General features: G+C 73.6%; 24 protein-coding genes. 15 read left to right on the forward strand and 9 right to left on the reverse strand.

The genetic code is table 11. From position 1 onward, the window contains the following. Nucleotides 1-94: 94 nt before the first annotated feature. Entirely contained in the window at nt 95-466 is a 372-nt protein-coding gene (locus ES689_RS13180; protein WP_146905507.1) for a hypothetical protein, read from the reverse strand. Nucleotides 467-619: 153 nt separating this feature from the next. On the opposite strand from ES689_RS13180, the gene ES689_RS13185 reads away from it, so the two are divergent. The 3 genes from ES689_RS13185 (at nt 620) to ES689_RS13195 (ending at nt 4,300) form a co-directional block, all read left to right on the forward strand. After that, on the forward strand, nt 620-1,078 hold the full coding sequence (locus ES689_RS13185; RefSeq protein ID WP_146905510.1) for a DUF3817 domain-containing protein: 459 nt from the start codon (nt 620-622) through the stop codon (nt 1,076-1,078). A 64-nt stretch (nt 1,079-1,142) separates the two neighbouring features. Further along, the gene (locus ES689_RS13190; protein ID WP_146905513.1) at nt 1,143-3,350 is read left to right on the forward strand and encodes a heavy metal translocating P-type ATPase; all 2,208 of its coding nucleotides are present in this window, start codon (nt 1,143-1,145) and stop codon (nt 3,348-3,350) included. 86 nt (nt 3,351-3,436) lie between these two features. Next, a complete protein-coding gene (locus ES689_RS13195; protein WP_146905516.1) occupies nt 3,437-4,300 on the forward strand; it encodes a tryptophan-rich sensory protein in 864 nt (287 codons plus the stop codon). 107 nt (nt 4,301-4,407) lie between these two features. On the opposite strand, the gene ES689_RS13200 is transcribed toward ES689_RS13195, so the two are convergent. After that, a complete protein-coding gene (locus ES689_RS13200) occupies nt 4,408-5,445 on the reverse strand; it encodes an aldo/keto reductase (RefSeq protein WP_146905518.1) in 1,038 nt (345 codons plus the stop codon). Nucleotides 5,446-5,639: 194 nt separating this feature from the next. Here ES689_RS13200 and ES689_RS13205 point away from each other — a divergent pair, with 194 nt between their 5' ends. Together ES689_RS13205 and aroC are read left to right on the forward strand one after the other, a co-directional pair. Then, complete coding sequence (locus ES689_RS13205; protein WP_146905521.1) at nt 5,640-6,659, forward strand: helix-turn-helix transcriptional regulator; 1,020 nt, start codon at nt 5,640-5,642, stop codon at nt 6,657-6,659. Nucleotides 6,660-6,957: 298 nt separating this feature from the next. After that, the gene (gene aroC / locus ES689_RS13210; RefSeq protein ID WP_146905525.1) at nt 6,958-8,043 is read left to right on the forward strand and encodes a chorismate synthase; all 1,086 of its coding nucleotides are present in this window, start codon (nt 6,958-6,960) and stop codon (nt 8,041-8,043) included. A gap of 72 nt (nt 8,044-8,115) precedes the next feature. Here aroC and dcd read toward each other — a convergent pair whose 3' ends face one another. After that, nucleotides 8,116-8,703 (reverse strand): dCTP deaminase, encoded by a 588-nt coding sequence (gene dcd, locus ES689_RS13215; RefSeq protein ID WP_123548404.1) that lies wholly within the window; start codon nt 8,701-8,703, stop codon nt 8,116-8,118. Between the two features lie 9 nt (nt 8,704-8,712). After that, a complete protein-coding gene (locus tag ES689_RS13220; RefSeq protein ID WP_146905527.1) occupies nt 8,713-9,453 on the reverse strand; it encodes a FadR/GntR family transcriptional regulator in 741 nt (246 codons plus the stop codon). A 154-nt stretch (nt 9,454-9,607) separates the two neighbouring features. Between ES689_RS13220 and ES689_RS13225 the strand changes: the two genes are divergently transcribed. The 4 genes from ES689_RS13225 (at nt 9,608) to ES689_RS13240 (ending at nt 13,948) form a co-directional block, all read left to right on the forward strand. Beyond that, nucleotides 9,608-10,999, forward strand: coding sequence for a GntP family permease (locus ES689_RS13225; protein WP_146905530.1), 1,392 nt, complete (start codon nt 9,608-9,610; stop codon nt 10,997-10,999). Nucleotides 11,000-11,087: 88 nt separating this feature from the next. Continuing rightward, entirely contained in the window at nt 11,088-11,858 is a 771-nt protein-coding gene (locus ES689_RS13230) for an SDR family oxidoreductase (protein ID WP_146905533.1), read from the forward strand. A gap of 17 nt (nt 11,859-11,875) precedes the next feature. Next, nucleotides 11,876-12,895, forward strand: a complete 1,020-nt coding sequence (locus ES689_RS13235) for a zinc-binding dehydrogenase (protein ID WP_146905536.1) — start codon at nt 11,876-11,878, stop codon at nt 12,893-12,895. 72 nt (nt 12,896-12,967) lie between these two features. Continuing rightward, nucleotides 12,968-13,948: an NAD(P)H-quinone oxidoreductase gene (locus ES689_RS13240; RefSeq protein ID WP_146905539.1), complete on the forward strand. Its 981-nt coding sequence runs from the start codon at nt 12,968-12,970 to the stop codon at nt 13,946-13,948. Between the two features lie 155 nt (nt 13,949-14,103). Here the strand turns inward: ES689_RS13240 and ES689_RS13245 are convergent, their stop codons facing one another. Further along, nucleotides 14,104-14,535, reverse strand: coding sequence for an Asp23/Gls24 family envelope stress response protein (locus ES689_RS13245; protein WP_146905542.1), 432 nt, complete (start codon nt 14,533-14,535; stop codon nt 14,104-14,106). Between the two features lie 129 nt (nt 14,536-14,664). Here ES689_RS13245 and ES689_RS13250 point away from each other — a divergent pair, with 129 nt between their 5' ends. From ES689_RS13250 to ES689_RS13260, 3 genes are read left to right on the forward strand one after another with little or no spacing between them, the layout of a single operon-like run. Then, complete coding sequence (locus ES689_RS13250; RefSeq protein WP_146905546.1) at nt 14,665-15,222, forward strand: RNA polymerase sigma factor; 558 nt, start codon at nt 14,665-14,667, stop codon at nt 15,220-15,222. Further along, on the forward strand, nt 15,219-15,884 hold the full coding sequence (locus ES689_RS13255) for an Asp23/Gls24 family envelope stress response protein (protein ID WP_146905549.1): 666 nt from the start codon (nt 15,219-15,221) through the stop codon (nt 15,882-15,884). The genes ES689_RS13250 and ES689_RS13255 overlap by 4 nt, the downstream gene beginning before the upstream one ends. Beyond that, complete coding sequence (locus tag ES689_RS13260) at nt 15,881-16,384, forward strand: hypothetical protein (RefSeq protein ID WP_146905552.1); 504 nt, start codon at nt 15,881-15,883, stop codon at nt 16,382-16,384. Before ES689_RS13255 ends, ES689_RS13260 begins: the two co-directional genes overlap by 4 nt. A 193-nt stretch (nt 16,385-16,577) precedes the next feature. Here ES689_RS13260 and ES689_RS13265 read toward each other — a convergent pair whose 3' ends face one another. From ES689_RS13265 to ES689_RS13275, 3 genes are all read right to left on the reverse strand, one after another. Next, on the reverse strand, nt 16,578-17,492 hold the full coding sequence (locus ES689_RS13265) for an NAD(P)-dependent oxidoreductase (RefSeq protein WP_146905554.1): 915 nt from the start codon (nt 17,490-17,492) through the stop codon (nt 16,578-16,580). Nucleotides 17,493-17,769: 277 nt separating this feature from the next. Further along, nucleotides 17,770-17,943 carry a CsbD family protein gene (locus ES689_RS13270; RefSeq protein WP_123548416.1) on the reverse strand — a complete coding sequence of 58 codons (174 nt, stop codon included), beginning with the start codon at nt 17,941-17,943 and terminating at the stop codon, nt 17,770-17,772. A gap of 197 nt (nt 17,944-18,140) precedes the next feature. Continuing rightward, complete coding sequence (locus ES689_RS13275) at nt 18,141-19,145, reverse strand: aldo/keto reductase family protein (protein ID WP_146905557.1); 1,005 nt, start codon at nt 19,143-19,145, stop codon at nt 18,141-18,143. A gap of 573 nt (nt 19,146-19,718) precedes the next feature. Between ES689_RS13275 and ES689_RS13280 the strand changes: the two genes are divergently transcribed. Next, nucleotides 19,719-21,329 (forward strand): ATP-binding cassette domain-containing protein, encoded by a 1,611-nt coding sequence (locus ES689_RS13280; RefSeq protein WP_146905560.1) that lies wholly within the window; start codon nt 19,719-19,721, stop codon nt 21,327-21,329. 24 nt (nt 21,330-21,353) lie between these two features. Here the strand turns inward: ES689_RS13280 and ES689_RS13285 are convergent, their stop codons facing one another. Beyond that, nucleotides 21,354-21,938 (reverse strand): small multidrug efflux protein, encoded by a 585-nt coding sequence (locus ES689_RS13285; RefSeq protein WP_146905563.1) that lies wholly within the window; start codon nt 21,936-21,938, stop codon nt 21,354-21,356. Nucleotides 21,939-22,100: 162 nt separating this feature from the next. On the opposite strand from ES689_RS13285, the gene ES689_RS13290 reads away from it, so the two are divergent. Together ES689_RS13290 and ES689_RS13295 are read left to right on the forward strand one after the other, a co-directional pair. Beyond that, nucleotides 22,101-23,378: a sensor histidine kinase gene (locus ES689_RS13290; protein WP_146905566.1), complete on the forward strand. Its 1,278-nt coding sequence runs from the start codon at nt 22,101-22,103 to the stop codon at nt 23,376-23,378. Then, complete coding sequence (locus tag ES689_RS13295; RefSeq protein ID WP_146905570.1) at nt 23,375-24,025, forward strand: response regulator transcription factor; 651 nt, start codon at nt 23,375-23,377, stop codon at nt 24,023-24,025. Before ES689_RS13290 ends, ES689_RS13295 begins: the two co-directional genes overlap by 4 nt. The last annotated feature ends 85 nt before the right edge of the window (nt 24,026-24,110 follow it).

The raw sequence follows: 24,110 nt of genomic DNA on the forward strand, positions 1-24,110 counted from the left end.
GGTCAGTTCCGGTCCTCCCGAGCGAGACCGACGACCGTTGCTGACCACTCGTTCCTGCGCGGGCGACGTCGCCCCGAAGGAGGCGCGGGCCGGGTCAGGCGCGCGGGTCGCCCTCGTCGAGCCACGACGGCCGCGAGGGTCGCGGGTGCCGGAGCGTCTGCACGACGCCGATCAGGCAGACGACGAACACCACGGCGACCAGCACCACGAAGGCGATGCCGAACGGCGTGAGGCCCTCGCCGCGGCTGAGCGAGAGCGAGGCCGTCACCAGGTGCAGCGACAGCGGGAACGCGAGCACGCCCCAGAGGAACGGCGACCCGCGGAAGGTCGGCCACTGCAGGCGCGCCCTGCCTCGTCCGCGCACCTCGGCGGCGTGGTCCGTGTGGGCGGTGTGGGCGGTGTGGGCGGTGTGGGCGGCGTGGTCCGCGTCGTCGCGTCGATCGTGCCCTGCGTCGTGGTCGCTCATGGAGTCCCCCTCGTGGTCGTCGTCGATCCGTCCACGGTACGCCGCGCCTCCTTCGCCCCTCGGGCCGCGGCGCAGGTGCTGCACCGCGGGAGGCGGCGTCCAGGGCGGTGCTGCGACCATGGAGGCCCACCGACCCCCTCACCAGGAGCCGCCATGTCGCCCCGCGCCCTCTTCCGCTCGTTCGCCGTCGCCGAGGTCGTGACCTGGGCCCTGCTGATCGGCGGGATGCTGCTGAAGTACGTCGCGAAGGTGGGCGACTGGCCCGTCAGCGTCGCGGGGCCGATCCACGGGTTCGTGTTCCTCGCCTACCTCGTCGCGGGGGTCGTCGTCGCCGTCAACCAGCGCTGGTCGATCGGCGTGACGGCACTGGCCCTGGCCAGCGCGGTCGTGCCGTTCGCCTCGCTGCCCGTCGAGCGCTGGATCGACCGGCGCGGCGGGCTCGACGGCGACTGGCGTCGCGAGGCGACCGGCGACCCGCGCGACCGCCGTCCGCTCGACCGCCTCCTCCGCTGGGTGCTCGGGCACCTCGCGCTCGCGGTGGTGCTGCTGCTCGCTGCCGTCGTGGTCGTCTTCGTCCTGCTGTTGATCGTCGGCCTGCCGGTCGGCGGCTGACTCGTCGAGGAGGCGGCGGTCACCTGGCCTGGACTGCTCACTGATACCCCCCTAGGGTATCTTCATGACTCATCCGCACGACCAGCACACCGCGCACGCCGAGCACGACGCGCACACCGCGCACGCCGAGCACGACGCGCACGCCGGCCACGCCGGCCACGCCGGGCACGCCGGCCACGACGCGCACGCGGGGCACCACGGGCACGGAGGCCACGGAGACCACGCCGCGCAGTTCCGCGACAAGTTCTGGGTGAGCCTCGTCGTGGCGATCCCGGTGGTCGCCTTCAGCTCGATGTTCGCCGGCCTGCTCGGCTACGACGTCCCGTCGTTCCCCGGCTCTGAGTGGATCTCGCCGGTGCTCGGCACGTTCCTCTTCGCCTGGGGCGGCTGGCCGTTCCTCAGCGGAGGCGTTGCGGAGGCACGCGCGAAGCAGCCGGGCATGATGCTCCTGATCGCGATGGCGATCACCGTGGCGTTCCTCGCGAGCTGGGCGACGACGCTCGGGATCGGCGGCCTCGACCTCGACTTCTGGTGGGAGCTCGCGCTCCTCGTCGTCATCATGCTGCTCGGGCACTGGATCGAGATGCGGGCCCTGGGCGCCGCCTCCGGGGCCCTCGACGCGCTGGCCGCGCTGCTGCCCGACACGGCCGACCGCGTCGACGGCGGCCCCGGCGCGGACTCGGGCACAGGCACAGGCACCTGCGCCGGCGCAGGCGCCGGCGCAGGCGCCGGCGCAGGCGCCGGCACGACGACCGAGGTCGCCCTCGCCGACCTCGTCGCCGGCGACGTCGTGCTCGTGCGCTCGGGCGCCCGGGTGCCCGCCGACGGCGTGGTGGTCGACGGCTCCGCCGAGATGGACGAGTCGATGGTCACGGGCGAGTCCCGCACCGTCGCCCGCGGCGAGGGCGACCGCGTCGTGGCGGGAACCGTCGCGACGGACGGCACCCTCCGGGTCCGGGTCACCGCGGTCGGCGACGACACGGCCCTCGCGGGGATCCGGCGGCTCGTCGCCGAGGCCCAGGCCTCGTCGTCGCGTGCCCAGGCGCTCGCCGACCGTGCCGCCGCGCTGCTCTTCTGGTTCGCCTCGGGTGCGGGCGTCATCACCTTCGTCGTGTGGCTCCTCCTCGGCGACCTCGACCAGGCGATCACGCGCACGGTGACCGTGCTGGTCATCGCCTGCCCGCACGCCCTCGGGCTCGCGATCCCGCTCGTCATCGCCATCTCGACCGAGCGCGCCGCCCGGGCGGGCGTGCTCGTCAAGGACCGCCTCGCCCTCGAGCGCATGCGCACCGTCGGCACCGTGCTGTTCGACAAGACCGGCACCCTCACGAGGGGCGAGCCCGGTGTGACCGACGTGGCCACCGCCTCCTCTGCCGGGGGGCTGACGCGCGACGAGGCCCTCCGCCTCGCCGCGGCCGCCGAGCGCGACAGCGAGCACCCGGTCGCCCGGGCGCTGGTGCGTGCGTCCGCCGAGGCGTCGGTCGCAGCCCCGCAGGAGGCGCGGGTCGAGTCGTTCCGCTCGCTCACGGGCAGCGGCGTCTCGGCCCGCGTCGACGGGGTCGACGTCAGCGTCGGAGGCCCAGGGCTGCTCCGCGACCAGGGTCTCGAGGCGCCCGCCGACCTCGCGGCGGCGACCGGGCCGTGGCGGGGCGACGGCGCGGCCGTGCTGTACCTGGTGCGCGCCGGGCTCGTCGTCGCGGCGTTCGCGCTGCGCGACGAGGTGCGGCCCGAATCGGCGGAGGCGGTGCGTCGGCTGCACGACGCCGGGGTGCGCGTCGCGATGGTGACGGGCGACGCGCAGCAGGTCGCGGACTCCGTCGCGCGCGAGCTCGGCATCGACGAGGTCTTCGCGGAGGTGCGCCCGGACGAGAAGGACGCCCGCGTCGCCGAGCTGCAGCAGCGCGGCCAGCGGGTCGCCATGGTGGGCGACGGAGTCAACGACGCGCCGGCCCTGGCGCGGGCCGACGTGGGGATCGCGATCGGCGCCGGGACCGACGTCGCGGTCGAGTCCGCGGGAGTCGTGCTCGCCTCGAGCGACCCGCGCGCCGTGCTCTCGGTGATCTCGCTGTCGAGGGTCGGCTACCGCAAGATGATCCAGAACCTCGTGTGGGGCGCGGGCTACAACGTGCTCTCGGTGCCTCTGGCCGCGGGGGTCCTCGCACCGATCGGCTTCGTGCTGTCGCCGGCCGCCGGAGCCGTGCTCATGAGCCTCTCCACGGTCATCGTCGCGCTGAACGCGCAGCTCCTCCGCCGCTGGCGCCCCGCCGCCTGAGCAGTCGCCTGAGCGCAGGAGGCGCGGGCTGGGAGATCGCTGATGATTCAGTTGCTAAGAGATCGCCCGGGGATAGCGTCGGCGGCATGAGCACAGCAGCGACCCGTCCCGCCTCCGCCACGGCACCTCCTGCGTCCGCCGACGTCGTCCGCCAGGTCGTCGTCGTGGTGGGCGCCGTGCTCGCGATCGTCCTCGCGGCGTTCGGCTCTGGCGCCTTCGGCGGCACCTCCGTGTCGGGGGCGTCGGGCGGCGCGCTCAGCGCCGACGCGACGCCGATCGCCCCGGCGACCACGGCCTTCTCCATCTGGTCGGTCATCTACGCGGGCCTCGTCGCCTACGCCGTCTACCAGGCGCTCCCCGGCCAGCGGGCCGTCGACCGGCACCGCCGCCTCGGCTACTGGGTCGCCGCCTCCATGCTGCTCAACGCGGCCTGGCTCTTCGCGGCCGTGCAGCTCGGCCAGGTCTGGCTGAGCGTCGTCGTCATCGTCGCGCTGCTGGCCGTCCTGGTCAGGATCTTCCTGCTCGTCGTGCACACCCCCACCCGCAGCCGGGTCGACGCCGTCGTCACGGACGGGACGATGGGGCTCTACCTCGGCTGGGTCTCGGTCGCGACGGCCGCGAACATCGCTGCCGCCCTCGTCGAGTCCGGCTTCGGCGGCTTCGGCCTGCCGAGCGGTCTCTGGTCGACCGTCGTCCTCGCGATCGCAGGGCTCTCGGGAGTAGCGGTGGCCGTCGCCGGACGGGGTCGCGTCGCGCCGATGCTCTCGCTGGTGTGGGGCCTGGTGTGGGTCGCCGTGGGCCGCTTCTCCGGGCAGCCGCTCGACGTCGCCGCGGGCGTCACCGCGCTGCTCGCCGCCGCCGTCGTGCTGGTCGCCGTGGTGGTGCTGCGGGTGCGTGCCGAGCGGAGCGGCTCGGCCCGCGCCCCCGGGGAGCCGCTGCGCGCCTCCTGACGGGGCTTGCCTCCGCGAAAGCGACGAACCGACGTGATTTTCCACGTCGGTTCGTCGCTTTCACGTTGCTTCGCGCGCGGGCGCGGGCGCCGGCGAGCGGCCGAGGCTCAGCGGCCGCCGGTCAGCTTGCGGTCGCGCTGCGCGACTCCCGCCGTGCCGTACGGGTAGTCGTCGACGCGCGGGCTGCTCGCCGCGTCGAGGCGGGCCAACTCGTCGTCGGTGAGCTCCTTCGCGAGGTCGGATGCGCCGAGGTTGTCGTCGAGCTGGGCGACGGTGCGGGCGCCCAGGATCACCGACGTCACGGCGGGCTGCCGCAGCAGCCACGCGAGCGAGACCTGCGACGAGGAGGCGCCGTGCGCGTCGGCGACGGAGGCGACGGCCTCGATGGCGGACCAGGTCCGCTCGTCCCCGTTGCGCGCCTCCCACGCCTCCATGCCGCGCTTCGGGTCCTCGCCCAGGCGGGTCGCGCCGGTGGGGGCCTCGTCGCGGCGGTACTTGCCGCTCAGCCAGCCGCCGGCCAGCGGCGACCAGGGCAGCAGGCCGATGCCGGCGTCGAGCGAGGCATGCACGATCTCGTGCTCGATGTCGCGGACGAGGAGGTTGTACTGCGGCTGCAGCGTGACGGGCGGCGCGAAGCCGAGGGCCTGGGCGCGGGCGACGGCCTTGGTCAGCTGCCAGCCGAGGTAGTTCGAGAAGCCGTAGTAGCCGATCTTGCCCGCGGTGATCGCGTCGTCGAGGAACCGCAGCGTCTCGTCGATCGGGGTGAAGGCGTCCCAGGCGTGCATCTGGTAGAGGTCGACGTGCTCCACGCCGAGCCGGCTGAGCGACGCGTCGAGCGCCGTCCGGAGGTGTCGGCGCGAGAGGCCCACGTCGTTCGGGCCGTCCCCCATCGGGAACCGTCCCTTCGTCGCGAGCACGACCTGCGCCGCCTCCGTGGGGTGCGAGGCGAGCCAGCGCCCGATGATCTCCTCCGAGGTCCCGGCCGTGTACACGTCGGCGGTGTCGACGAGCGTGCCGCCGGCCGCGACGAACGCGTCGAGGATCTGGTGAGAGGTGGTCTCGTCGGCTTCTGCGCCGAACGTCATGGTGCCCAGTGTCAGCTCCGACACGGAGGCACCGCTGTTCCCGAGGGTTCTGTAGTCCATGCCCCGACGCTACGCCGCGAGCTCGCCGAGGCGTCCGATACCAGGCGGTCGGGTGAGAGTCGCCCGAGTCCGGCCTGGGAGGTAGCATCACGAAGATCGGTGGATCAGGCCGATGCGAACCGAGGTGCGTCGACCACCGGCCTCGTCGCCCACGAGAGCACCTCGTGCTCCGCTGCACCGCCTGGGAGGGGCGCATGGCGAGTCCCGCGACCCCGACGGCCTGGAACTCCGTCGGCGCCCGTCGTCCCGACTTCGACGATCCTCGGGTGCGCGGCGTCGAGACGGACGACCCGGCGGTCGCGCACTCCATCATCGGTCGCATCTACCGCCTCCGCGGCCTCACGCCCGCCACGGGGCCGGACTTCAGCTTCGGCCGGGTCGTCTCGGGCGACGACCGCTTCGCCATGGGCCAGATCCACTACCGGGGGCAGCTGCACGCGGTCAGCGAGCCGCTGCCCGAGTTCTTCTGCATCAGCCGCGTGCTCGAGGGGCGGTACGGGCTCTCGGACGGCCGGGCCGAGCTGCGGGCCCAGGCCGGTGACCGCTTCGTGTTCCCCAGCGACCGCGTCAAGGAGCACCGGTGGGACGACATGCACCTCGGCCAGGTGATGCTCGACCGGGTCGCCGTCGAGCGCGAGCTGGCCGGGCTCTCGCTCGCGACGCCGGCCGAGGGGCTGCAGACCCTCACGATGGAGCCCGTCTCCGAGGCGCTGGGCGAGCACTGGGGCAGCACGACGCGCCACGTGCTCGACGGGGTCCTCTCGAACGACGCCGCGATGGCGAGCCCGCTCGTGCGGTCGGCGGCGTTCCGCTCGTTGGTGACCGCCTTCGTGGAGGCGTTCGACACGAACGTCGTGGGGACGGGCAGGTCGTCTGACGCCCGCGCCCTGCCGTCGACCGTCCGCCGGGCGCTCGCGTTCGTCGAGGAGCACGCCCACGACGACATCGGCGTCGTCGAGATGGCGGAGGCGGCCCGTCTGACCCCGAGAGGGCTCCAGCTGGCCTTCCGCCGCCACCTCGACACGACCCCGATGGCCGCCCTGCGCGCGGCTCGCCTGCGCGGCGCCCACGCCGACCTCGTGCTCGGCGACCCGACGCTCGGGCACACCGTGGCCGGGATCGCGCTGAGCTGGGGCTTCGCGAACCCGGGGCGCTTCGCCGCGCTGTACTCGACGCAGTTCGGCCGGACGCCCCGCGAGACGCTCGAGTCGTGACCGGCAGGCAGGAGGCGGTCGTCGGGAATCAGATCCGGCGCCTCCTTCGCTCGGTGTCCTGTGCATTCGTTCTGTGACCACCTGGTGGCCAGCAGGGTCAGATCCGTCGCACAATGAGGGTGCCTCGCGATTTGGGTTCAGGATCGCGAGTCGTCACGCGGCACGCGCAGGGACGTCGGGTCCCGGTCGCGGCTGCGAGGGGTGCGGGTGAGGGCGTCGGGTCCCCGCCCGCACCCCCTTCTGGGCTCCGGGGCCTCCTCCCGTCCTGGAGCGGGCGATGCTCCCGTAGGGTCGTCCCATGTCTGGCAGCACCTTCGGTGAACTCTTCCGCGTCACGAACTTCGGCGAGTCGCACGGCGTCGCCATCGGCTGCGTCATCGACGGGTGCCCTCCGGGCCTCGTGCTGACCGAGGCCGACATCCAGGCGGACCTCGACCGTCGCCGCCCTGGCACGTCGCGCCACGTGACGCAGCGCAGGGAGCCCGACGCCGTCGAGATCCTGTCCGGCGTGTACGAGGGCCGGACGACGGGCACGCCGATCGCCCTGCTCATCCGGAACGTCGACCAGCGCAGCAAGGACTACGGCAACATCCTCGACACGTTCCGGCCGGGGCACGCGGACTACACGTACTGGCGCAAGTACGGGGTGCGCGACCCTCGCGGCGGGGGCCGCTCCTCCGCCCGCCTCACGGCGCCGATGGTGGCCGCCGGTGCCGTCGCGCGCAAGTGGCTGCAGGAGCAGGGCGGCATCTCGTTCACCGGCTGGATGAGCCAGCTCGACGACATCGCCGTCCCGTTCACCGACGAGTCGCAGATCACGCAGAACCCCTTCTTCGCCCCCGACGCCGCGATCGTGCCGCAGCTCGAGGCGCGCATGGACGAGCTGCGCAAGGCCGGCGACTCGTGCGGCGCGCGCATCGACGTGGTCGCCCGCAACGTGCCCGCGGGCCTCGGCGAGCCCCTGTTCTCGAAGCTCGACGCGGACATCGCCGCCGCCATGATGGGCATCAACGCGGTCAAGGGCGTCGAGATCGGCGCGGGCTTCGACAGCGTCTCGCAGCGCGGCAGCGAGCACGGCGACGCGCTGACCCCGGACGGCTTCGCGAGCAACGACGCGGGCGGCGTGCTGGGCGGCATCTCGACCGGCCAGGACCTGCGCGTCTCGGTCGCGATCAAGCCGACGAGCTCGATCCGCACGCCGCAGCGGTCGATCGACCGTGAGGGGAACGAGACGAGCGTCGAGACCTTCGGGCGCCACGACCCGTGCGTGGGCATCCGCGCGACGCCGATCGTGGAGGCGATGCTCGCGCTGGTCGTGATGGACCACGTGCTCGCGTTCCGGGCTCAGATCGGACCCGTTCCGTTCACGCCCCCGGGGGCCTGATCGGCGCTGCTCGGACCAGCGCCCTGCTCGGACGAGCCGCGCCTCCTGCTGGGCGGCTGAGCCCTCCGGGGCTCAGTCGCGGGCCGAGACGTCCGTGTGGACGAAGTTCGTCGCCGACCGGCTGGCCGTCGGCCCCCGCTGGCCCTGGTACCGCGAGCCGTACTCGCCCGAGCCGTAGGGGTGGTCGGCCGGCGAGCTGAGGCGGAAGAAGCAGAGCTGCCCGATCTTCATGCCCGGCCAGAGCTTGATCGGCAGCGTCGCCACGTTCGACAGCTCGAGGGTGACGTGGCCGGTGAAGCCGGGGTCGATGAAGCCGGCCGTCGAGTGCGTCAGCAGGCCGAGGCGGCCGAGCGAGCTCTTGCCCTCGAGCCGGGCGGCGACGTCGTCGGGCAGCGTGACGCGTTCGTAGGTGCTGCCGAGCACGAACTCGCCCGGGTGCAGGATGAACGGCTCGTCGGCGGGGGTCTCGACGAGGCGGGTCAGCTCGGGCTGCTCGGCCGCGGGGTCGATGAACGGGTACTTGTGGTTGTCGAACAGCCGGAACAGGCGGTCGAGCCGAACGTCGATGCTCGACGGCTGGATCAGCGAGGAGTCGTAGGGGTCGAGGCCGATGCGCCCGGCGTCGAGCTCGAGCTTGATGTCGTGGTCGGAGAGCAGCACGCGGTCAGCCTAGTCAGCGGGCAGGGGGCGCAGGGTCGGGACGGGCGCCTCCTCGACCTCGTGGCTGACGATGGCGATGTGGGTGCGGACCTGGTGCTCGGCGGCGTCGCCGTCGCCGTCGGCGACCGCACGCGCGGCGGCGACGTGGGCGTCGAGGGTCCCCGGCCAGGGGACGGCCGGCGTGAGCCCGAGATCGGCGCGCCCCTCCAGGATCTCCCGGACGGGCGACGCGAGCTCGGCGTAGAGCAGGTTGCCGCTGGCGGCGAGCAGCAGCGAGTGGAACTCGACGTCGACCGCGAGGTACTCGGACGAGTCGCCTCGCCCGGCCCTGCCGAGGTCGTCGAGCTCGGAGGCGAGGCGCACGAGGCCCGCCCGCTGGTCGTCGGTGGCGTTCCGGGCCGCGAGCCGGGCGGCGGCCGGCTCGAGCGCGGCGCGCAGCTCCATCAGCTCGACGAGGTGTCGCTGCCGCAGCGGGCCGGCCAGGGTCCAGCGGATGAGCTGCGCGTCGAGCACCCGCCACGACGCCCGCGGCTGCACGGTCATCCCCACCCGTCGGCGCGACCGGATCAGGTCGAGCGACTCGAGGACGCGCACCGCCTCGCGCACGGACGTCCGGGAGGCCCCGAACTCGAGCTCGAGCGCGGCGAGGGTGAGCACGGTGCCCGCGGGCAGGTCGCCCGAGGCGATGCGGCCGCCGAGGGCGTGCACGAGCCGGGCGTGCGTCCCCTCGGCCCCGGGGCGAGATGTCATGAGGGTCATCCTGTCGTAGGCCGAGAGCTCGGCACGACTTGAAAAGTACTACCTTTGATGGCACCCTGGCCTTCACCGCGGTCGCGCACCTCCTGCGCGCCACGACCGCGGACTCGACGGGCGCAGCCCACGGTATTCAACGGAGAAGATCGACATGGACGACTGGACACAGACCCTCGGGGCGGCACCGCTCCTCGCGATCGCCGCGGGGGCGATCGCGTTGATCCTGGTGCTCGTCATCAAGTTCAAGCTGCACGCGTTCCTCACCCTCGTCATCGTCGCGGCGCTCACGGCGCTCGCGACGGGCATCCCCACGGGCGCCATCGCCGACCTGCTCGTCACGAGCTTCGGCAGCACCCTCGGCTCGGTCGCGCTGCTCGTCGGGCTCGGGGCCATGCTCGGCCGGCTCGTCGAGTCGTCGGGCGGCGCCCGGGTGCTCGCCGACCGCATGGTCGACGTCTTCGGCGAGAAGCGGGCCCCGTTCGCCCTCGGTCTCGCGTCGCTGATCATGGGCTTCCCGATCTTCTTCGACGCCGGCCTGATCGTCATGCTGCCGATCGTCTTCGCCGTGGCCCGGCGCATGGGCGGCAAGTCGCTGCTGCTCTACGGCATCAGCTCCGCCGCGGCCTTCTCGGTCATGCACGTGTTCCTGCCGCCGCACCCGGGTCCGGTGTCCGCGACCGAGCTGCTCGGCGCCGACCTGGGCATAGTGCTCGTCGCCGGCCTCGTCATCGTGTTCCCCGTCTGGTACATCTCCGGCTACCTGTGGGCGAAGTACGTCAACAAGCGCATCCCGCTGCCCGTGCTGTCGCTCTTCGGCACCCCGGAGGACGACGTCCAGGCCGTCAACCCGCCCAAGGCCGGCACGGTCATGGCCGTCCTCGCCGTCCCGCTCGTCCTGATCCTGCTGAACACGGGGCTCAGCTCGCTCAGCTCGGTGGGAGTCGTGGACGGCGACGCCGGCTGGGTCCAGGCGTTCGTGCTCGTCGGCACCAGCGGCATCGCCCTGCTCATCTCGGTGCTCGTCGCGGCCGTCGTCCTGGGCCGTGCCCGCGGCGTCGCCGGCAGCGCGCTCGAGAAGGTGCTCGAGAGCGCCCTCGGCCCCATCTGCTCGGTCGTGCTCATCACCGGAGCTGGCGGCATGTTCGGCGGCGTCCTCCGCGCCTCCGGCATCGGCGACGCCCTCGCCGACGTGCTGGGCGACCTCGGCCTGCCGGTCATCGTGGCCGCGTGGATCATCGCCGCCATCCTGCGCCTCGCCCAGGGCTCGGCGACCGTCGCCCTCGTCACCGCCGCGGGCCTCGTCGCCCCGGCCGTCGCGCTGGCCGACCTCAACCCCGTCCAGCTCGCCGCCGTCGTGCTCGCCACGGCCGCGGGCTCGGTCTTCGCCGGCCACGTCAACGACTCGGGCTTCTGGCTCGTCGGCCGTCTCATGGGCATGGACGTCAAGACCACGCTGCGCGTCTGGACCGTGCAGCAGGGCGTGGAGTCCGTGCTCGGGTTCGCCGCGGCGCTGCTGATCTTCGCCGTCGGCGCCCTCGTCTGACCGACCGCCCTGACCGGTCGGCCGACCTGACCGACCGACCGACCGCCCTGACCGGCCGCCCCGGCTCCCCGCGCACCCAAGGAGAACCATGACCTCGTCCCTGTTCGACCTCACCGGACGGCTCGCCCTCGTGACCGGCTCCTCCCGGGGCCTCGGCCGCTCGTTCGCCCTGGCCCTCGCGGAGGCGGGGGCCCGGGTGGTCGTGCACGGCCGGGACGCGGAGGCGCTGCGGGAGACCCAGGACGCCCTCGAGGCCGCCACGGGGACGCGGCCCGCGACGACGGTCTTCGACGTGACGGACGCCGCGGCCGTCGAGGCGGCGGTTGGCGACCTGGTGGCCGAGCACGGCGTCCCCGACGTCCTGGTCAACAACGCCGGGGTGCAGAAGCGGGCGCCGTTCACCGAGTTCCCCGTCGAGGACTGGGACGCGGTCGTCGCGACGAACCTGTCGAGCGTCTTCTACGTCTCGCGCTTCGTCGCGCCCGGCATGGTCGAGCGCGGCTCGGGCAAGATCGTGAACGTCGCGAGCGTCCAGTCGATGCTGGCCCGGCAGACCATCGCCCCCTACTCGGCGACCAAGGGCGGCGTCGCGCAGCTGAGCCGCGGCATGGCCGCCGACGTGGCGAGGCACGGCGTGCAGGTGAACACCCTCTCGCCCGGCTACTTCGCCACCGAGATGAACACCGCGCTCTGGCAGGACGAGGACTTCGACGCGTGGCTCCGTCAGCGCACCCCGGCTCAGCGCTGGGGCCGCGTCGAGGAGCTCACGGGGACGCTCATCTACCTCGCCTCGAGCGCGAGCGACTTCGTCTCGGGGCAGAACATCTTCGTCGACGGCGGCATGACCAGCGTCGTCTGAACCAGGGAGAACGAACCGTGAAGACCATCCAGATCGACTCCGCGCTCGTCCTGACCGAGCGCGAGGTCCCCACGCCCGACCCCGGTGAGGGCGAGGTGCGGATCCGCGTCGACTTCGTCGGCATCTGCGGCTCCGACCTGCACTACTACTTCGAGGGCGCCAACGGCGCCTTCGTGGTCGAGGAGCCCCTCGCGCCCGGGCACGAGCTGTCGGGCCGCGTCGACCTCGACCCCAGCGGCCGCTGGGCCGTCGGGACGCCCGTCACCGTGCACCCGGCCCGGTTCGGCACGCCGACCGACGGCACCGAGGACGCGCCTCACCTCTGGCCGGGCGGCTCCTACCTCGGCAGCGCGTCGACGCACCCGCACACGCAGGGCGCCCTCAGCGAGTACCTCGTCGTCGACGAGGGCATGCTCCGTGCGCTGCCCGAGTCGCTCCCGCTCGAGCGGGCCGCGCTCGCCGAGCCGCTCGCCGTCGCCCTGCACGCCGTGACCCGGGTGGGCGACGTCGCCGGTGCCCGCGTGCTCGTCTCCGGCGCCGGCCCGATCGGCCTGCTCGCGGCCGCCGCCGCCCGTGCGCGCGGAGCGGCCAGGGTCACCGTCGTCGACGTCCTGCCCGAGCCGCTGGCCCGCGCGCTCGCCGTGGGGGCCGACGAGGTCCTCCGCCTCGGCGAGGACGCCGTCCCCGCCGACGCCTTCGACGTCGTGCTCGAGTGCTCGGGTGCCGCCCCCGCCGTCAGCGCCGCGTTCGTCGCCGCCCGTCGTCGGGGCGTCGTCGCCCAGGTCGGCATGGTGCCCGACGTCGCCCGCCCGGTGAACCTCGCGCCCGCCATCTCGAAGGAGCTCACCGTGCTCGGCGTCTTCCGGTTCCGTGACGAGATCGACGAGGCCGTGCGGATGCTCGCTGACGACCCGGCACTCGGCCAGGTCGTCACGCACGTGGTCGGCAGCGACGACGTCGTGCGGGCCTTCGACGTCGCCCGCGACTCGTCGGTCAGCGGCAAGGTGCTCGTCGCCGCCTGGCCCGACAGGACGTAGGAGGCGCGGGCCGACCCTCCTGGACCGGTCGCGCAGGGCGACGCCCTGCGCTGCAGGAGGAGGATGGGGGGCATGCGTGCCGTCACCGTCCCTGTTCCCGGAGGGCCCTCCGCCCTCGTCGTCAGCGAAGTCCCCGAGCCCGTCGCCGGCCCGCACGAGGTCGTGATCGACGTCGCGGCGGCCGGCGTGAACCGCGCCGACGTCTCGCAGCGCGAGGGGCACTACCCGTCACCGGCCGGGGCTCCTGCCTGGCCGGGGCTCGAGGTGAGCGGCACGGTCGTGAGCGTGGGCAGCGAGGTGACCGGCGCCTCCCTCGGCGACTACGTCCTGGCGCTGCTGTCCGGAGGCGGCTACGCCGACCGCGTGGCCGTCGACGAGGGCCTGCTGCTGCCCTACGCCAAGGGGCTCGACCTCGTCGAGGCGGCCGGGCTGCCCGAGGCGCTCGCGACCGTGTGGTCGAACGTGTTCATGTCGGCGGGGCTGCAGGCGGGCGAGACGCTGCTGGTGCACGGCGGGTCGAGCGGGGTCGGGTCGATCGCGATCCAGCTCGCCGTCGCCCGTGGCGCCACCGTCTACGCGACGGCGGGCTCGGCCGAGAAGACCGCCTTCTGCGAGCAGCTCGGCGCCGCGCGCGGCATCGACTACAAGCAGGAGGACTTCGTCGAGGTCGTCCGCGAGCTGACCGACGGGCGGGGCGTCGACGTCGTGCTCGACCTCGTCGGCGGCGACTACCTGGCGCGCGACGTCGAGGCGGTCGCCCCCGGGGGCCGCGTCATGGTCATCGCGACGCAGGGCGGCACGGCCGCGACGATCGACGTGGGGCGCCTGATGGCCAAGCGCGCCCGCATCTGGGGCACGACCCTGCGGGCCCGTCCGCTCGAGGAGCGCCGCGCGATCATGGCCGAGGTGCGCGAGCACGTCTGGCCGCTCGTCGCCGCCGGCACGGTGCGACCCGTGCTCGACAGCGTCTACCCGCTCGAGTTCGCGGCCACCGCGCACAGGCGGATGGAGTCGGGGCAGCACCTCGGCAAGATCGTGCTCGCGGTGCGCTGAGGCCGCTCGCATCGCCGCCACGACGCGTCGCAACGCGTCGCGGCGGGTCGGGTCGGGTCGCCTCACGTTCCGAGCATCGCGTCACGGCGTGCCGAGACGTGATGCTCGAAACACGATGCGACCCGTGACCCGTCGGCCGGCCGGCCCTCCCGGCGTCAGCTCTCGTCGTCGTCGCCCGGGATGTGCACGTCGGTGACGGACACGTTGACCTCGGCCACGTCCATGCCGACGAGCTGCTCGATCGCGGCGGCCACGGACTCACGGACCTGGTCGGCGACCTGGCTGATGGCGACGGGGTACTCCACGACGATGGTGACGTCGGCCGCCACCTGGGTCTCGCCGACCTCGACGCGGACGCCCTGGCCCAGGTCGGTGTTGCCGACGACGTCGCGGAGGGCACCGAAGGCGCGGGCCGCTCCGCCGCCGAGGGCGTGCACGCCGGGCACCTCACGGGCAGCGATGCCGGCGACCTTGGCGACCACGGCGTCGGCGACGACCGTGCGGCCGGGCGTGGTGCCGTCGGTCACGAGGCCGGTGACGCCGGCGGTCGTGACGTCGGCGGGCGTGGGGGTGCTGTTCTCGGCCATGGTGTCTCCGTTCGGTGGCTGTCTGGTGTAGTCATGATGGGACGCACCCCGCGACCTGATCGTCACGGAATCCGTCCCGGTCGTTCCACCCACCGCCCTCACGAGGGCTGCCGCGCAGAGGAGGCTCCGATGTCCGTCGACCTCGCCGACGCCGCCGACGGCACGCTCGCGTCCCGCGCCGCTGAGGGCGACGAGCGGGCCTTCGAGGTGCTGCTGCGGCGTCACCTCGGGCTGATGACCGCCTACGCGACGCGGCTGACCTCGTCCAGGGCCGACGCCTCCGACGCCGTGCAGGAGGCGTCGATCACCATCTGGCGAGAGCTGCCGGGCCTGCAGACCCCCGAGGCCGTGCGCGGCTGGATGATGACGATCGTGTCGCGCAAGGCGTTCGACCTGATCCGCAGGCGCCGTCCCGCCGCGGACGTCGACGAGCTGGAGGTGCCGTCGACGGACGGCGCCCACGACGACCCCGAGCGGCGGGCGCAGTCGTCCGACGCGATGGCGGCGCTGCAGGAGGCCCTCGGCCGCCTGCCCGCCGCCCAGCGCCGCGTCTGGACCATGCGCGAGGTCGGCGGCGAGTCGTACGCTGACATCGCGCAGCGGACCGGCTCGTCCGTGACCGCCGTGAGGGGCCAGCTCGCCCGTGCCCGAGAGTCCCTGACCCGAGAGATGGAGGCCTGGCGATGAGCGACCCGACGCCCTTCTCGCCTGCCGCACAGCCGGATGAGAGCCCCGTCGCAGGCCGGGCCGCCGAGCCCGGCGCCGGCGTCGACGTCGAGGGTGCCGACACGGGTTCGGTCTCGATCGAGCGGCTCGCCGACTACCTCGACGCGGGACGTGAGCCCTACGACCCCCTCATCGAGGACGACCCGGAGTGCCTGGCGCAGCTCCTCGCCCTCGAGCGGCTTCGCGCGCTGTCCTCCGCGCTCGTCGCCGACGACGTCGCGGCGGCGCCGGCGCCCGACCCGTCGTGGATCGCCGGCGTCATGGACAGGGTCCGGCTCGAGTCGCGCACGGGGCGGGACATCCCCCTCGCCTCGCCCGACGCCCGCAGCACCCTGCACATCACCGAGGGCGCGGTGCGCTCGCTGGTCCGCGAGGCCGGCGACTCGGTGCCCGGCGTCGTCGTCATCTCGTGCGGGCTGGCCGGCGACGTGGGCGTCGTCGACGCGCCGATCCGGGTCGACGTGGCCGTGAGCGTCGTTTACGGGGCCGACCTGCGAGGGGTCGCGGAGCTCGTCCGCGAGACGGTGTCCGAGGCTCTGGCCCGGCAGACCGAGATCGTCGTCGAGTCCCTCGACGTGACCGTGCGTGACGTGCACCTCGACGCCAGGGAGGCAGGACTGTGACGGACGACCTGACGATCGACGACGGCGCAGGCGCGGGCGCAGGCGCACGCGCGGGTGCCGACGTCGCCGCCGCGACCGTGCCGCAGGGTCGGCTGGAGGATCTCGCGCTCGAGCTCGGAGCGCTGGCGGCGGAGACGGACGGCGTCGCCCGCGTGCACGCACGTCCCGGTGCGGTCGAGATCGCCCGCCAGGCGCTCGGCGGGCTCAGGGCAGCCGTCGGCAGCGTGGCCGGCGCGACCGGTGCGGCCGTGACCGGTGCGGCCGTGACCGGTGCCGCCGCGGTCGGCTCGGCCGACGGGGCCGCAGGTCGGTCGAGGCTCCCCGTCACGCTCGCCGTCACCGACGACGAGACGCGGGTGGTGCTCGACCTCGCCGTGGACGAGACCGCCTCGGGGCCGGCTGTGGCCCGGGCGGTCGCGGCGCGCCTCCTCGCCTACCTCGACGCCCAGCAGCTGCCCGCCCCCACGATCGACGTCCGCGTCGTCGGCACCTCGTCCTGACCGGCGCGGGCAGCACGACGAGGCGCGCCCGCCGCCCGCTGCCCGCTGGCCGCACGCGGCACTCCTCATTCAGGAAGTCGGGTCCTGATCCCCGCACCGGGGGGATCGGGCGTCCTGATCCCTGCACGATTCAGGAACTCCGTGTCGATCGTTCCTGGATCGCGCTCCCGGTCACGGCGTGGGTCGTGACCGCTCAGCGCGTCATGCGGTCGAGCGAGAAGGCCGAGGAGGCGAAGGGCCCGCCCTGAGGACCTGCTTGCCCGGCTGACCGCCCGGCTGACATCCCGGCCGACCCCTCGGCCGACCCCTCGGCCTCGGGAGAGACGGTTCCGGCCGGCTCGGGCAGGGGGCCGTCGGCGACCGCCGAGGCGTCGTCCTGCGGCCGGAAGCCGACGGCCTCACCGGCCGCGAGGTCCCACCAGCCCTCGCTGTTCGCCGACACGGCGTAGAACACGGCGACGTGCACGTCGGTCGTCATGGCGGCGACGAACGCGCGCACCCCGTCCGGCCTGCTGAGCCAGGTGTGCAGGTGGCGGGAGTCCTCCGGCGCCTCGCCCCAGCTCCCGATGCGGACGGAGATCGTGCTCAGCCCGAACTTGTCCGAGTAGAGGCGGCAGAGGGCCTCGCCGGCGACCTTCGAGACGCCGTAGAAGCCGTCGGGTCGCGGGGGCATGCCGACGTCGACGGTCGTGTCGGTGTCGTACGAGCCGGTGAGGCGGTTGCTGCTGGCGAAGACCACCCGTCCGACGCCGGCCCGGCGAGCAGCCTCGAGCACGTGGTACGTGCCCACCACGTTGACCGCGGCCAGGTCGTGGAAGTCGGCCTCGTCGCTGAGTCCGCCGAGGTGGACGACGCCGTCGCAGCCGGCGAAGAGACCGGCCAGCGCCTCGAGGTCGGCGACGTCCACGACCTCGCGTCGTTCGGGCGTCGTCGGGCCGGTGCCGGCGTGCGCGGCCGGGGGAACCTCGACGACGTCCGTCGAGACCAGCTCGACCCCGAGCTCGTGCAGCGCTGAGCGCAGGTGCACCCCGATCCGGCCGGCCGCACCGGTCACGGCCCATCGGGCGCCTCGGAGACGGGCGGGGTCGGGCTCGGCGTGGTCGTTCATGCCCCCACGGTACGGCGCGACCGCGACCGCGACCGCGACACCCGCCTCCGTCTCCGCCTGCCCCGACACCGATCTGCCGCAAATGCCGACAGTTCGCGTCGATTCGAGTCGTTCGCACGTGGATGTCCCCGCATTGCAGCGCGTGCGGTCGGCATCTGCGGAAGCGCGCGCCCAGCCGAGCCGAGCGGGCCGGGCCCGGGCAGCAGTCGAGCCCGGCACCTCTGCAGGTGCCGGGCTCGACCGGGGCGGGCTCACGACGTGCGGAGCCCGGGGTGGATCAGTGCTGGTCGCCGTCCTTGGCGCGCTCGGTGGCGAGACGGTCCTCGCTCATCGACTTGTCCTTCTGGCCCTGGGCGGTGAGCTCGGCGTCGTCGGTCTTCTTGCCGACGGCCTCCTCCACGTGTCCGGCTGCCTTCTGCACTGCGTCCTTGGCCTTGTCTCCGATGGACATGCGGTTCCTCCTCCTGCTGAGTTCCCGGGACGTCCCGGCTGTGTGGTGGACGGTAGGCCCGCCTAGTCACCCTCGACCGGCGTCCGGCAGATGTACAGGGAAGACACACGGGCGCAGGAGGCGGCTCGCAGGCGGCCCGGGACCGTCCCGGGATCGTCCCGGCCGGCAGCAGGCGGCCCCGCGGTCGATGCGGCGGCCTAGACCTCGCGACCGGCGGGCATCTGCGTCTTGCGGGGGTCGGTCTCGGCGAGCCCCTCGAAGATCGACTCGATCTTCGCGAGCACGTCGGCCTCGAGCACCACGCCCGACGCCTTCGCGTTCGACTCGACCTGCTCCGGACGCGAGGCGCCGATGATCGCCGACGCGACGTTCTCGTTCGAGAGCACCCAGGCGAGCGAGAGCTGCGCCTGCGTGAGGCCCAGGTCGTCGGCCACCGGCTTCAGCTGGGCCACGGCGTCGAGCACGTCGTCGCCCATCCAGCGCTCGATCATCGCGGCGCCGCCCTTCTGGTCGGTCGCCCGGCTGCCGGAGGGCAGCTCGCCGCCCTTGGTGTACTTGCCGGTGAGCACGCCCTGCGCGACGGGGGACCAGACGATCTGCGAGATGCCGAGCTCCTTCGAGGCCGGGACGACCTCCTCCTCGATGACCCGCCAGAGCAGCGAGTACTCGGGCTGGTTCGAGACGAGCTGGATCTTCAGCTCGCGGGCGAGCGCGTGCGCCTCGCGCAGCTGCTCGGCGTTCCACTCGGACACGCCGATGTACAGCACCTTGCCCTGGCGGACGAGGTCGGCGAAGGTCTCCATCGTCTCCTCGAGGGGAGTCTCGACGTCGTAGCGGTGCGCCTGGTACAGGTCGACGTAGTCCGTCTGCAGCCGCTCGAGGGAGCCGTTGATCGACTCCGTGATGTGCTTGCGGCTGAGGCCGGTGTCGTTGTGGCCCTTGGGGCCGGTCGGGCCGTAGACCTTGGTGAAGATCTCGACCGACTCGCGACGCTCGCCCTTCAGCGCCTCGCCCAGCACGACCTCGGCCTGGGTGTTCGCGTACACGTCGGCCGTGTCGAAGGTCGAGATGCCGACGTCGAGCGACTTCCGCACGCACGCCGTGGCCGTGTCGTTCTCGACCTGCGAGCCGTGGGTGAGCCAGTTGCCGAACGTGAGCTCGGAGACCTTGAGTCCTGAGTTGCCGAGGTACCTGAATTCCATGGGGTTCTCCTTGTCGGGGGCGCTCCGCTGCGCACCGCCGTCGACGCTACGCCCCGTCGGCGTGAACGTTCACGCCGGGGTACGCCCGCGTGCGGGGGTTGTCGAGTGGTCAGCTCCTGTCCTTCCCGGCTCGGTGAGGGACATCATCTGACCACTCGAGCGCGACAGGGCCGAGCCGAGGAGGCGCGGGCTGGCTCACCGGAGCCGGCCGGCTGCCGATCAGGGCCAGCTGTCCTCCTCCGGGTGCGTGACGCGCCGCCGCGTCGCTGACGCCGTGCGGTCCCCCTTGCCGGGCGGCGCGACCTCCGCATAGCATCGACGGGTACCTCGTCGCGAGCCGCGACGTCGGTGCGGCCACCTCACCGGCCGACCGGACGGCTCGCGGACACGGGGGCTCCCCGCACGGAAGACGGCCCATTGCGCACCAGCACCGGTACTGCGTCCACGACGCAGCAGCTGCCCTCGCACTGACTCCGCCCGTGCCCGCCCGCTGACCCGGGCGAGGCCGACGCTCCCCCGCCTCCGGCCGGGAGCGCGGTGGTGTCGTGCGCCGACACCACCACCGGGAGCACCGTGCCCACCACCCCTCGCACCACCACGCCCTCACCGTCCGTCGTCCTCACCGACTGCTCGTTCGCCTGGCCCGACGGCGCTGTCGTCCTCGACCGGGTCACCACGGCCTTCGGGCGGGGTCGCACCGGCCTCGTCGGGGCCAACGGCGCCGGCAAGTCGACGCTCGTCCGCCTCGTCACCGGCGATCTCGCCCCCACGGGCGGGAGGGTCTCGACGACCGGACCGGTCGACCTGCTGCCGCAGCGCCTCCGTCGCGGACCCGACGACACCGTCGCCGACCTGCTCGGCATCCGACCGCGGCTCGACGCCCTGCACGCGATCCTCGGCGGCGACCCCGATCCGCGGCACTTCGACGCCCTCGCCGACGACTGGGACATCGAGGCCCGGGCCGTCGCCGCCCTCGGCGAGGTCGGGCTCGACCTCGACGCCGGGGACCTGCTGCGTCCGGTCGCGACCCTGTCGGGCGGGCAGGCCGTCCTCACCGCCGTCACCGGCGTGCGGCTGCGCGACCGGCCCGTCGCCGTGCTCGACGAGCCGACGAACGACCTCGACGTCCGGTCGCGCGGGCTGCTGCTCGACCTCGTCGACCGCTGGCGCGGCACGCTCGTCGTCGTGAGCCACGACCGCGAGCTGCTCGAGCACGTCGACGAGGTGGCCGAGCTGCGCGACGGCTCGATCCGCACCTCGGGAGGGACCTGGTCCGACTTCGAGCAGCGCCTGGCCGTCGAGCGGTCGGCGGCAGAGCGCGACCTGCGCGACGCCGATCAGCTGCTGCGTGCCGAACGGCGGCAGCGCATCGAGGCCGAGACGACGATCGCCCGGCGGGCGCGCGCCGGGCGGCGCTCGGCGGAGTCGATGCCCGCGATCATCGCCCACGCGAGGAGGAACACGGCGGAGGCGACGGCGGGCCGGCTGCGCTCCGGCCACGGCGCCGCGGAGGCGCGGGCCAGGGACCAGGTCGACGTCGCCTCACGCGCGGTGAGGGACGACGACGCCGTCCGGGTCGACCTGCCCGATCCGGCGATCCCGGCGGGGCGACGCCTCGCGGAGCTGACCGTCCGCGGGCGGACCACCGTGCTGCAGGGCCCCGAGCGGATCGCTGTCGTCGGCGCCAACGGCACGGGCAAGACCACGCTGCTCGAGCAGATCGTCGTCGCGCCCGGTGCGCCCGGCACGCGGCCGCACCCCCTGGCGGACACGGGGGCGACGTCGTTCACGGACCGGGTCGCCTGGCTGCCCCAGCGTCGCGACGGGCTGCTCGACGACGACGACACGGTCCTCGAGCACGTCGCCCGCGCGGCTCCCGCCGTGCCCGACCGTGAGCTGCGCAACGCCCTCGCGCGCCTCCTCCTCCGTGGTGCCGTCGTCGACCGGACGACGGTGACGCTGTCCGGAGGGGAGCGGTTCCGCGTGGCCCTCGCGGGCCTGGTGCTCGCCGACCCGGTCCCCCAGCTGCTCGTCCTCGACGAGCCGACGAACGACCTCGACATGGCGACGACCGACCACCTCGTCGAGGTGCTCGCGGCCTGGCGCGGCGGCCTCGTGGTCGTCAGCCACGACGAGAGTTTCCTCGATCGGCTCGGGCTGCACACTCGCGTGGCCCTCGACTGACGGCGAGGCGGCCGCCCGCCCCGCTCACGCGACGGCGTGCGTGGCGCCTCCGACGACGACGCCGATCAGGGTGGACCACCCGACGATGGCGAGCCCCTGCCAGAACAGCACCCGCGCCTTGCTCACCCCGGAGCCGGCGAGCATGGTGGCGGTGAACTGGGTGGGCAGCAGGAGGGGGCCGAGCAGGCTCACGCCCGGAACGCCGTATCGCACGAGCGCGTTCTGGAACTTCGCCCTGCGGGCGGACTTCCTGCTGCGCTCGTCGACCTCGTCGACCTCGTCGACCGGCCCCGTGGTGGCCGGTGCGGCTCCTCCTCCGGCGGGGACCCCGACGACGGCCTCGCGCCGGCTCGCCGCGGCCCGCCTTCGCCGTGAGACGACGACCGACCGCGCTCTCGCGCTGGTCGTCACGAGCACGAGGACGCACAGGAAGTTGCCGACGGCGCCCGCCGTGACGGCGAGGGCAGGGTGCAGGCCGCCGACGATGCCGATCGCTGCCGCTCCCTCGCCCTCGATGAACGGGACCGCACCGGCCAGGGCGACGACGAGAGGCTGCAGGATCCCGGGCATCTGAGCCACCAGCTCCTGGAATTGCGTGATCAGGTCCATGACGGTCGCTCCTGTCGTCTCGGGAGGGGCCTGGTCGACCTCTCCGCTGTGGTGCCCAGTCCACAGCAGGGGAGATGTCACCGGCAGTGTCGGGCAGTCACGGCCGTGGGGGTCATCTGCCCGTCGGGTCCGTGACTTCTGTCACGGACATATGGTGGGGCCATGACCGCTCCGGCCGATGCCCGCACCGTTGAGGCGCCGTCGTCCCCGCTGGTCCACCGGGGCACGGCACGTGCCGTCACGGCGACCTGGTGGTACACCGTGGTGGCGCTCGTGTTCTTCGAGCTGGCCGTCGTGCTGGTCTGGGCGGGCACGCTCCTGCAGGCGCGCCTCGACCGAGGTGCCGTCCTCGCCCTCCTGGTCGGCGGTCTCGTCTGGATCCTCTCCACGGCTCCTCTGCTGCGCGCCTATCGGCACGGCGGAGGCGACTCCGCCGCTCTCGACTGGCGCAGCACCCTCGTGCCGCTGGTCGTCGCCGCCGCCTACGGCGTCACGGGGTGGTCTCTGACCGGCCTCTGGGTCCTGCTGGTCCTTCCCCTCGCCCAGTCCCTGCAGCTGCTCCACTGGCCACGGTTCGTGCGGGCGCGGATGGTGCTGGCGGTCACGGCCCTGCTGGCGGGCGTGCTGGTCGTCGACGTCCACACGGCCCTCTCCGAACCACCGTTGTCAGCTCACGGGGACCCGTATGTCGCAGGCGTCTTCTCCGTCCTGCTGCCCCTGACCACGGTGTTGTCGCTGTGGTGGTGGGACGTGCTGATCACGCTCGACCGTGCCCGCGTCTCCGAGGCTCGGCTCGCCGCGACCCAGGAGCGACTCGCGGTCGCCACCGACGTCCACGATCTCCAGGGGCACCACCTGCAGGTCATCGCCCTGCAGCTCGAGCTCGCGGAGAGGCTGCTGCCCGACGACCGCGACGCCGCCCTCCAGCAGCTGAGGGCCGCACGCCTCAGCGTCGACGAGGCCCGGCAGGGCACCCGCGATCTCGCGACCCGGTTCCGCGCCGTTCCCCTTCCCGACGAACTCGCCAACGCTCGTGACCTGCTGCGCGCCGCCGGCCTCACGGTCGAGGCGGTCGTCGACGTCGACGCCGACAGCGCCCCGGCCTCGGTCTTCGGGCCCGTCATCCGGGAGACGACGACCAACGTCCTCCGACACGGCGGGGGGAGGCGCGCCCGACTCGCGCTGACGCGGCTGGACGGCAGGTGGCGGTACGAGATCAGCAACGACGTCCTGGTGCCCTCGCTGTCGGTGACCGCAGCGTCACCCGACGACGCCGGGGCGCCTCCTGGGCGCACGCGGCAGGGCACCGGACTCGAGGGCACGGCCAGGCGCGCCGGAGACGCCGGCGGGTCCATGGAGGTGGTCGCCGGCGAGGACGACTTCACCGTGATCGTGACGGTCCCGGCAGGCGCAGGCGCAAGTGCGGGCGTGCCCCGATGAGCGTCGAGACGACTCCGGACGGCGTCGCCGGGGCCCCGCCCCGCCCCATCCGGGTCCTCCTCGCCGACGACGAAGCGATGATCCGCTCGGCGCTGGCCGCGCTGCTGCGCCTCGAGGGCGACATCGAGGTCGTCGCCGAGTGCGCCGACGGCGAGCAGGCCGTGGCGGCGGCGGAGCGTCTGCACCCGGACATCTGCCTGCTCGACCTCGAGATGCCCGGCCTCGACGGGGTCCAGGTCGCCGAGCGGCTGCGACGCACCGTGACCGCTCGCTGCGTGGTGGTCACCCGGCACGCTCGCCCCGGCGTGCTCCGCCGGGCACTCGCCGCGGGAGTAGCAGGGTTCCTGCCGAAGAGCCGCGACGCGAAGGAGGTGGCAGCAGTCATCCGACGGGTGGCCGCGGGAGCACGGTACGTCGACCCCGAGATCGCGGCCGATGCGCTGAGCGACGAACGCTGCCCCCTGACCGATCGCGAGCGGGACGTGCTGCGGGTCGGGAGTCACGGGCAGACGACGGCCCAGATCGCTCGTGAGCTCTCCCTCGCGCCCGGCACCGTGCGCAACCACGTCTCGGCCGTCCTCACGAAGCTGTCGGTGCCGACCCGGCAGCAGGCGGTCCTGGTGGCGCTCGAGCGAGGCTGGATCTAGGTGCAGCTCCCGGCCCGCTGAGGCAGGCCGTCCGACACGCGCCGGGTGGGCACCTCGCTCGTCAGGATGAAGTTCCCCCGCCCTG

The organism is Frigoribacterium sp. ACAM 257 (genome assembly GCF_007954365.1).
Taxonomy (GTDB): Bacteria; Actinomycetota; Actinomycetes; order Actinomycetales; family Microbacteriaceae; genus Frigoribacterium.

Bases quoted from the DNA above. Each gene is read 5' to 3' on its own strand.
- ES689_RS13195 (WP_146905516.1), top strand. From the start codon at position 3,437: ATGAGCACAGCAGCGACCCGTCCCGCCTCCGCCACGGCACCTCCTGCG.
- ES689_RS13225 (WP_146905530.1), top strand. From the start codon at position 9,608: ATGGACGACTGGACACAGACCCTCGGGGCGGCACCGCTCCTCGCGATC.
- ES689_RS13185 (WP_146905510.1), top strand. From the start codon at position 620: ATGTCGCCCCGCGCCCTCTTCCGCTCGTTCGCCGTCGCCGAGGTCGTG.
- ES689_RS13230 (WP_146905533.1), top strand. From the start codon at position 11,088: ATGACCTCGTCCCTGTTCGACCTCACCGGACGGCTCGCCCTCGTGACC.
- ES689_RS13275 (WP_146905557.1), bottom strand. From the start codon at position 19,145: ATGGAATTCAGGTACCTCGGCAACTCAGGACTCAAGGTCTCCGAGCTC.
- ES689_RS13205 (WP_146905521.1), top strand. From the start codon at position 5,640: ATGGCGAGTCCCGCGACCCCGACGGCCTGGAACTCCGTCGGCGCCCGT.
- ES689_RS13250 (WP_146905546.1), top strand. From the start codon at position 14,665: ATGTCCGTCGACCTCGCCGACGCCGCCGACGGCACGCTCGCGTCCCGC.
- ES689_RS13265 (WP_146905554.1), bottom strand. From the start codon at position 17,492: ATGAACGACCACGCCGAGCCCGACCCCGCCCGTCTCCGAGGCGCCCGA.
- ES689_RS13295 (WP_146905570.1), top strand. From the start codon at position 23,375: ATGAGCGTCGAGACGACTCCGGACGGCGTCGCCGGGGCCCCGCCCCGC.
- ES689_RS13180 (WP_146905507.1), bottom strand. From the start codon at position 466: ATGAGCGACCACGACGCAGGGCACGATCGACGCGACGACGCGGACCAC.
- ES689_RS13190 (WP_146905513.1), top strand. From the start codon at position 1,143: ATGACTCATCCGCACGACCAGCACACCGCGCACGCCGAGCACGACGCG.
- ES689_RS13220 (WP_146905527.1), bottom strand. From the start codon at position 9,453: ATGACATCTCGCCCCGGGGCCGAGGGGACGCACGCCCGGCTCGTGCAC.
- ES689_RS13285 (WP_146905563.1), bottom strand. From the start codon at position 21,938: ATGGACCTGATCACGCAATTCCAGGAGCTGGTGGCTCAGATGCCCGGG.
- ES689_RS13245 (WP_146905542.1), bottom strand. From the start codon at position 14,535: ATGGCCGAGAACAGCACCCCCACGCCCGCCGACGTCACGACCGCCGGC.
- ES689_RS13200 (WP_146905518.1), bottom strand. From the start codon at position 5,445: ATGGACTACAGAACCCTCGGGAACAGCGGTGCCTCCGTGTCGGAGCTG.
- ES689_RS13290 (WP_146905566.1), top strand. From the start codon at position 22,101: ATGACCGCTCCGGCCGATGCCCGCACCGTTGAGGCGCCGTCGTCCCCG.
- ES689_RS13270 (WP_123548416.1), bottom strand. From the start codon at position 17,943: ATGTCCATCGGAGACAAGGCCAAGGACGCAGTGCAGAAGGCAGCCGGA.
- ES689_RS13255 (WP_146905549.1), top strand. From the start codon at position 15,219: ATGAGCGACCCGACGCCCTTCTCGCCTGCCGCACAGCCGGATGAGAGC.
- aroC (WP_146905525.1), top strand. From the start codon at position 6,958: ATGTCTGGCAGCACCTTCGGTGAACTCTTCCGCGTCACGAACTTCGGC.
- ES689_RS13240 (WP_146905539.1), top strand. From the start codon at position 12,968: ATGCGTGCCGTCACCGTCCCTGTTCCCGGAGGGCCCTCCGCCCTCGTC.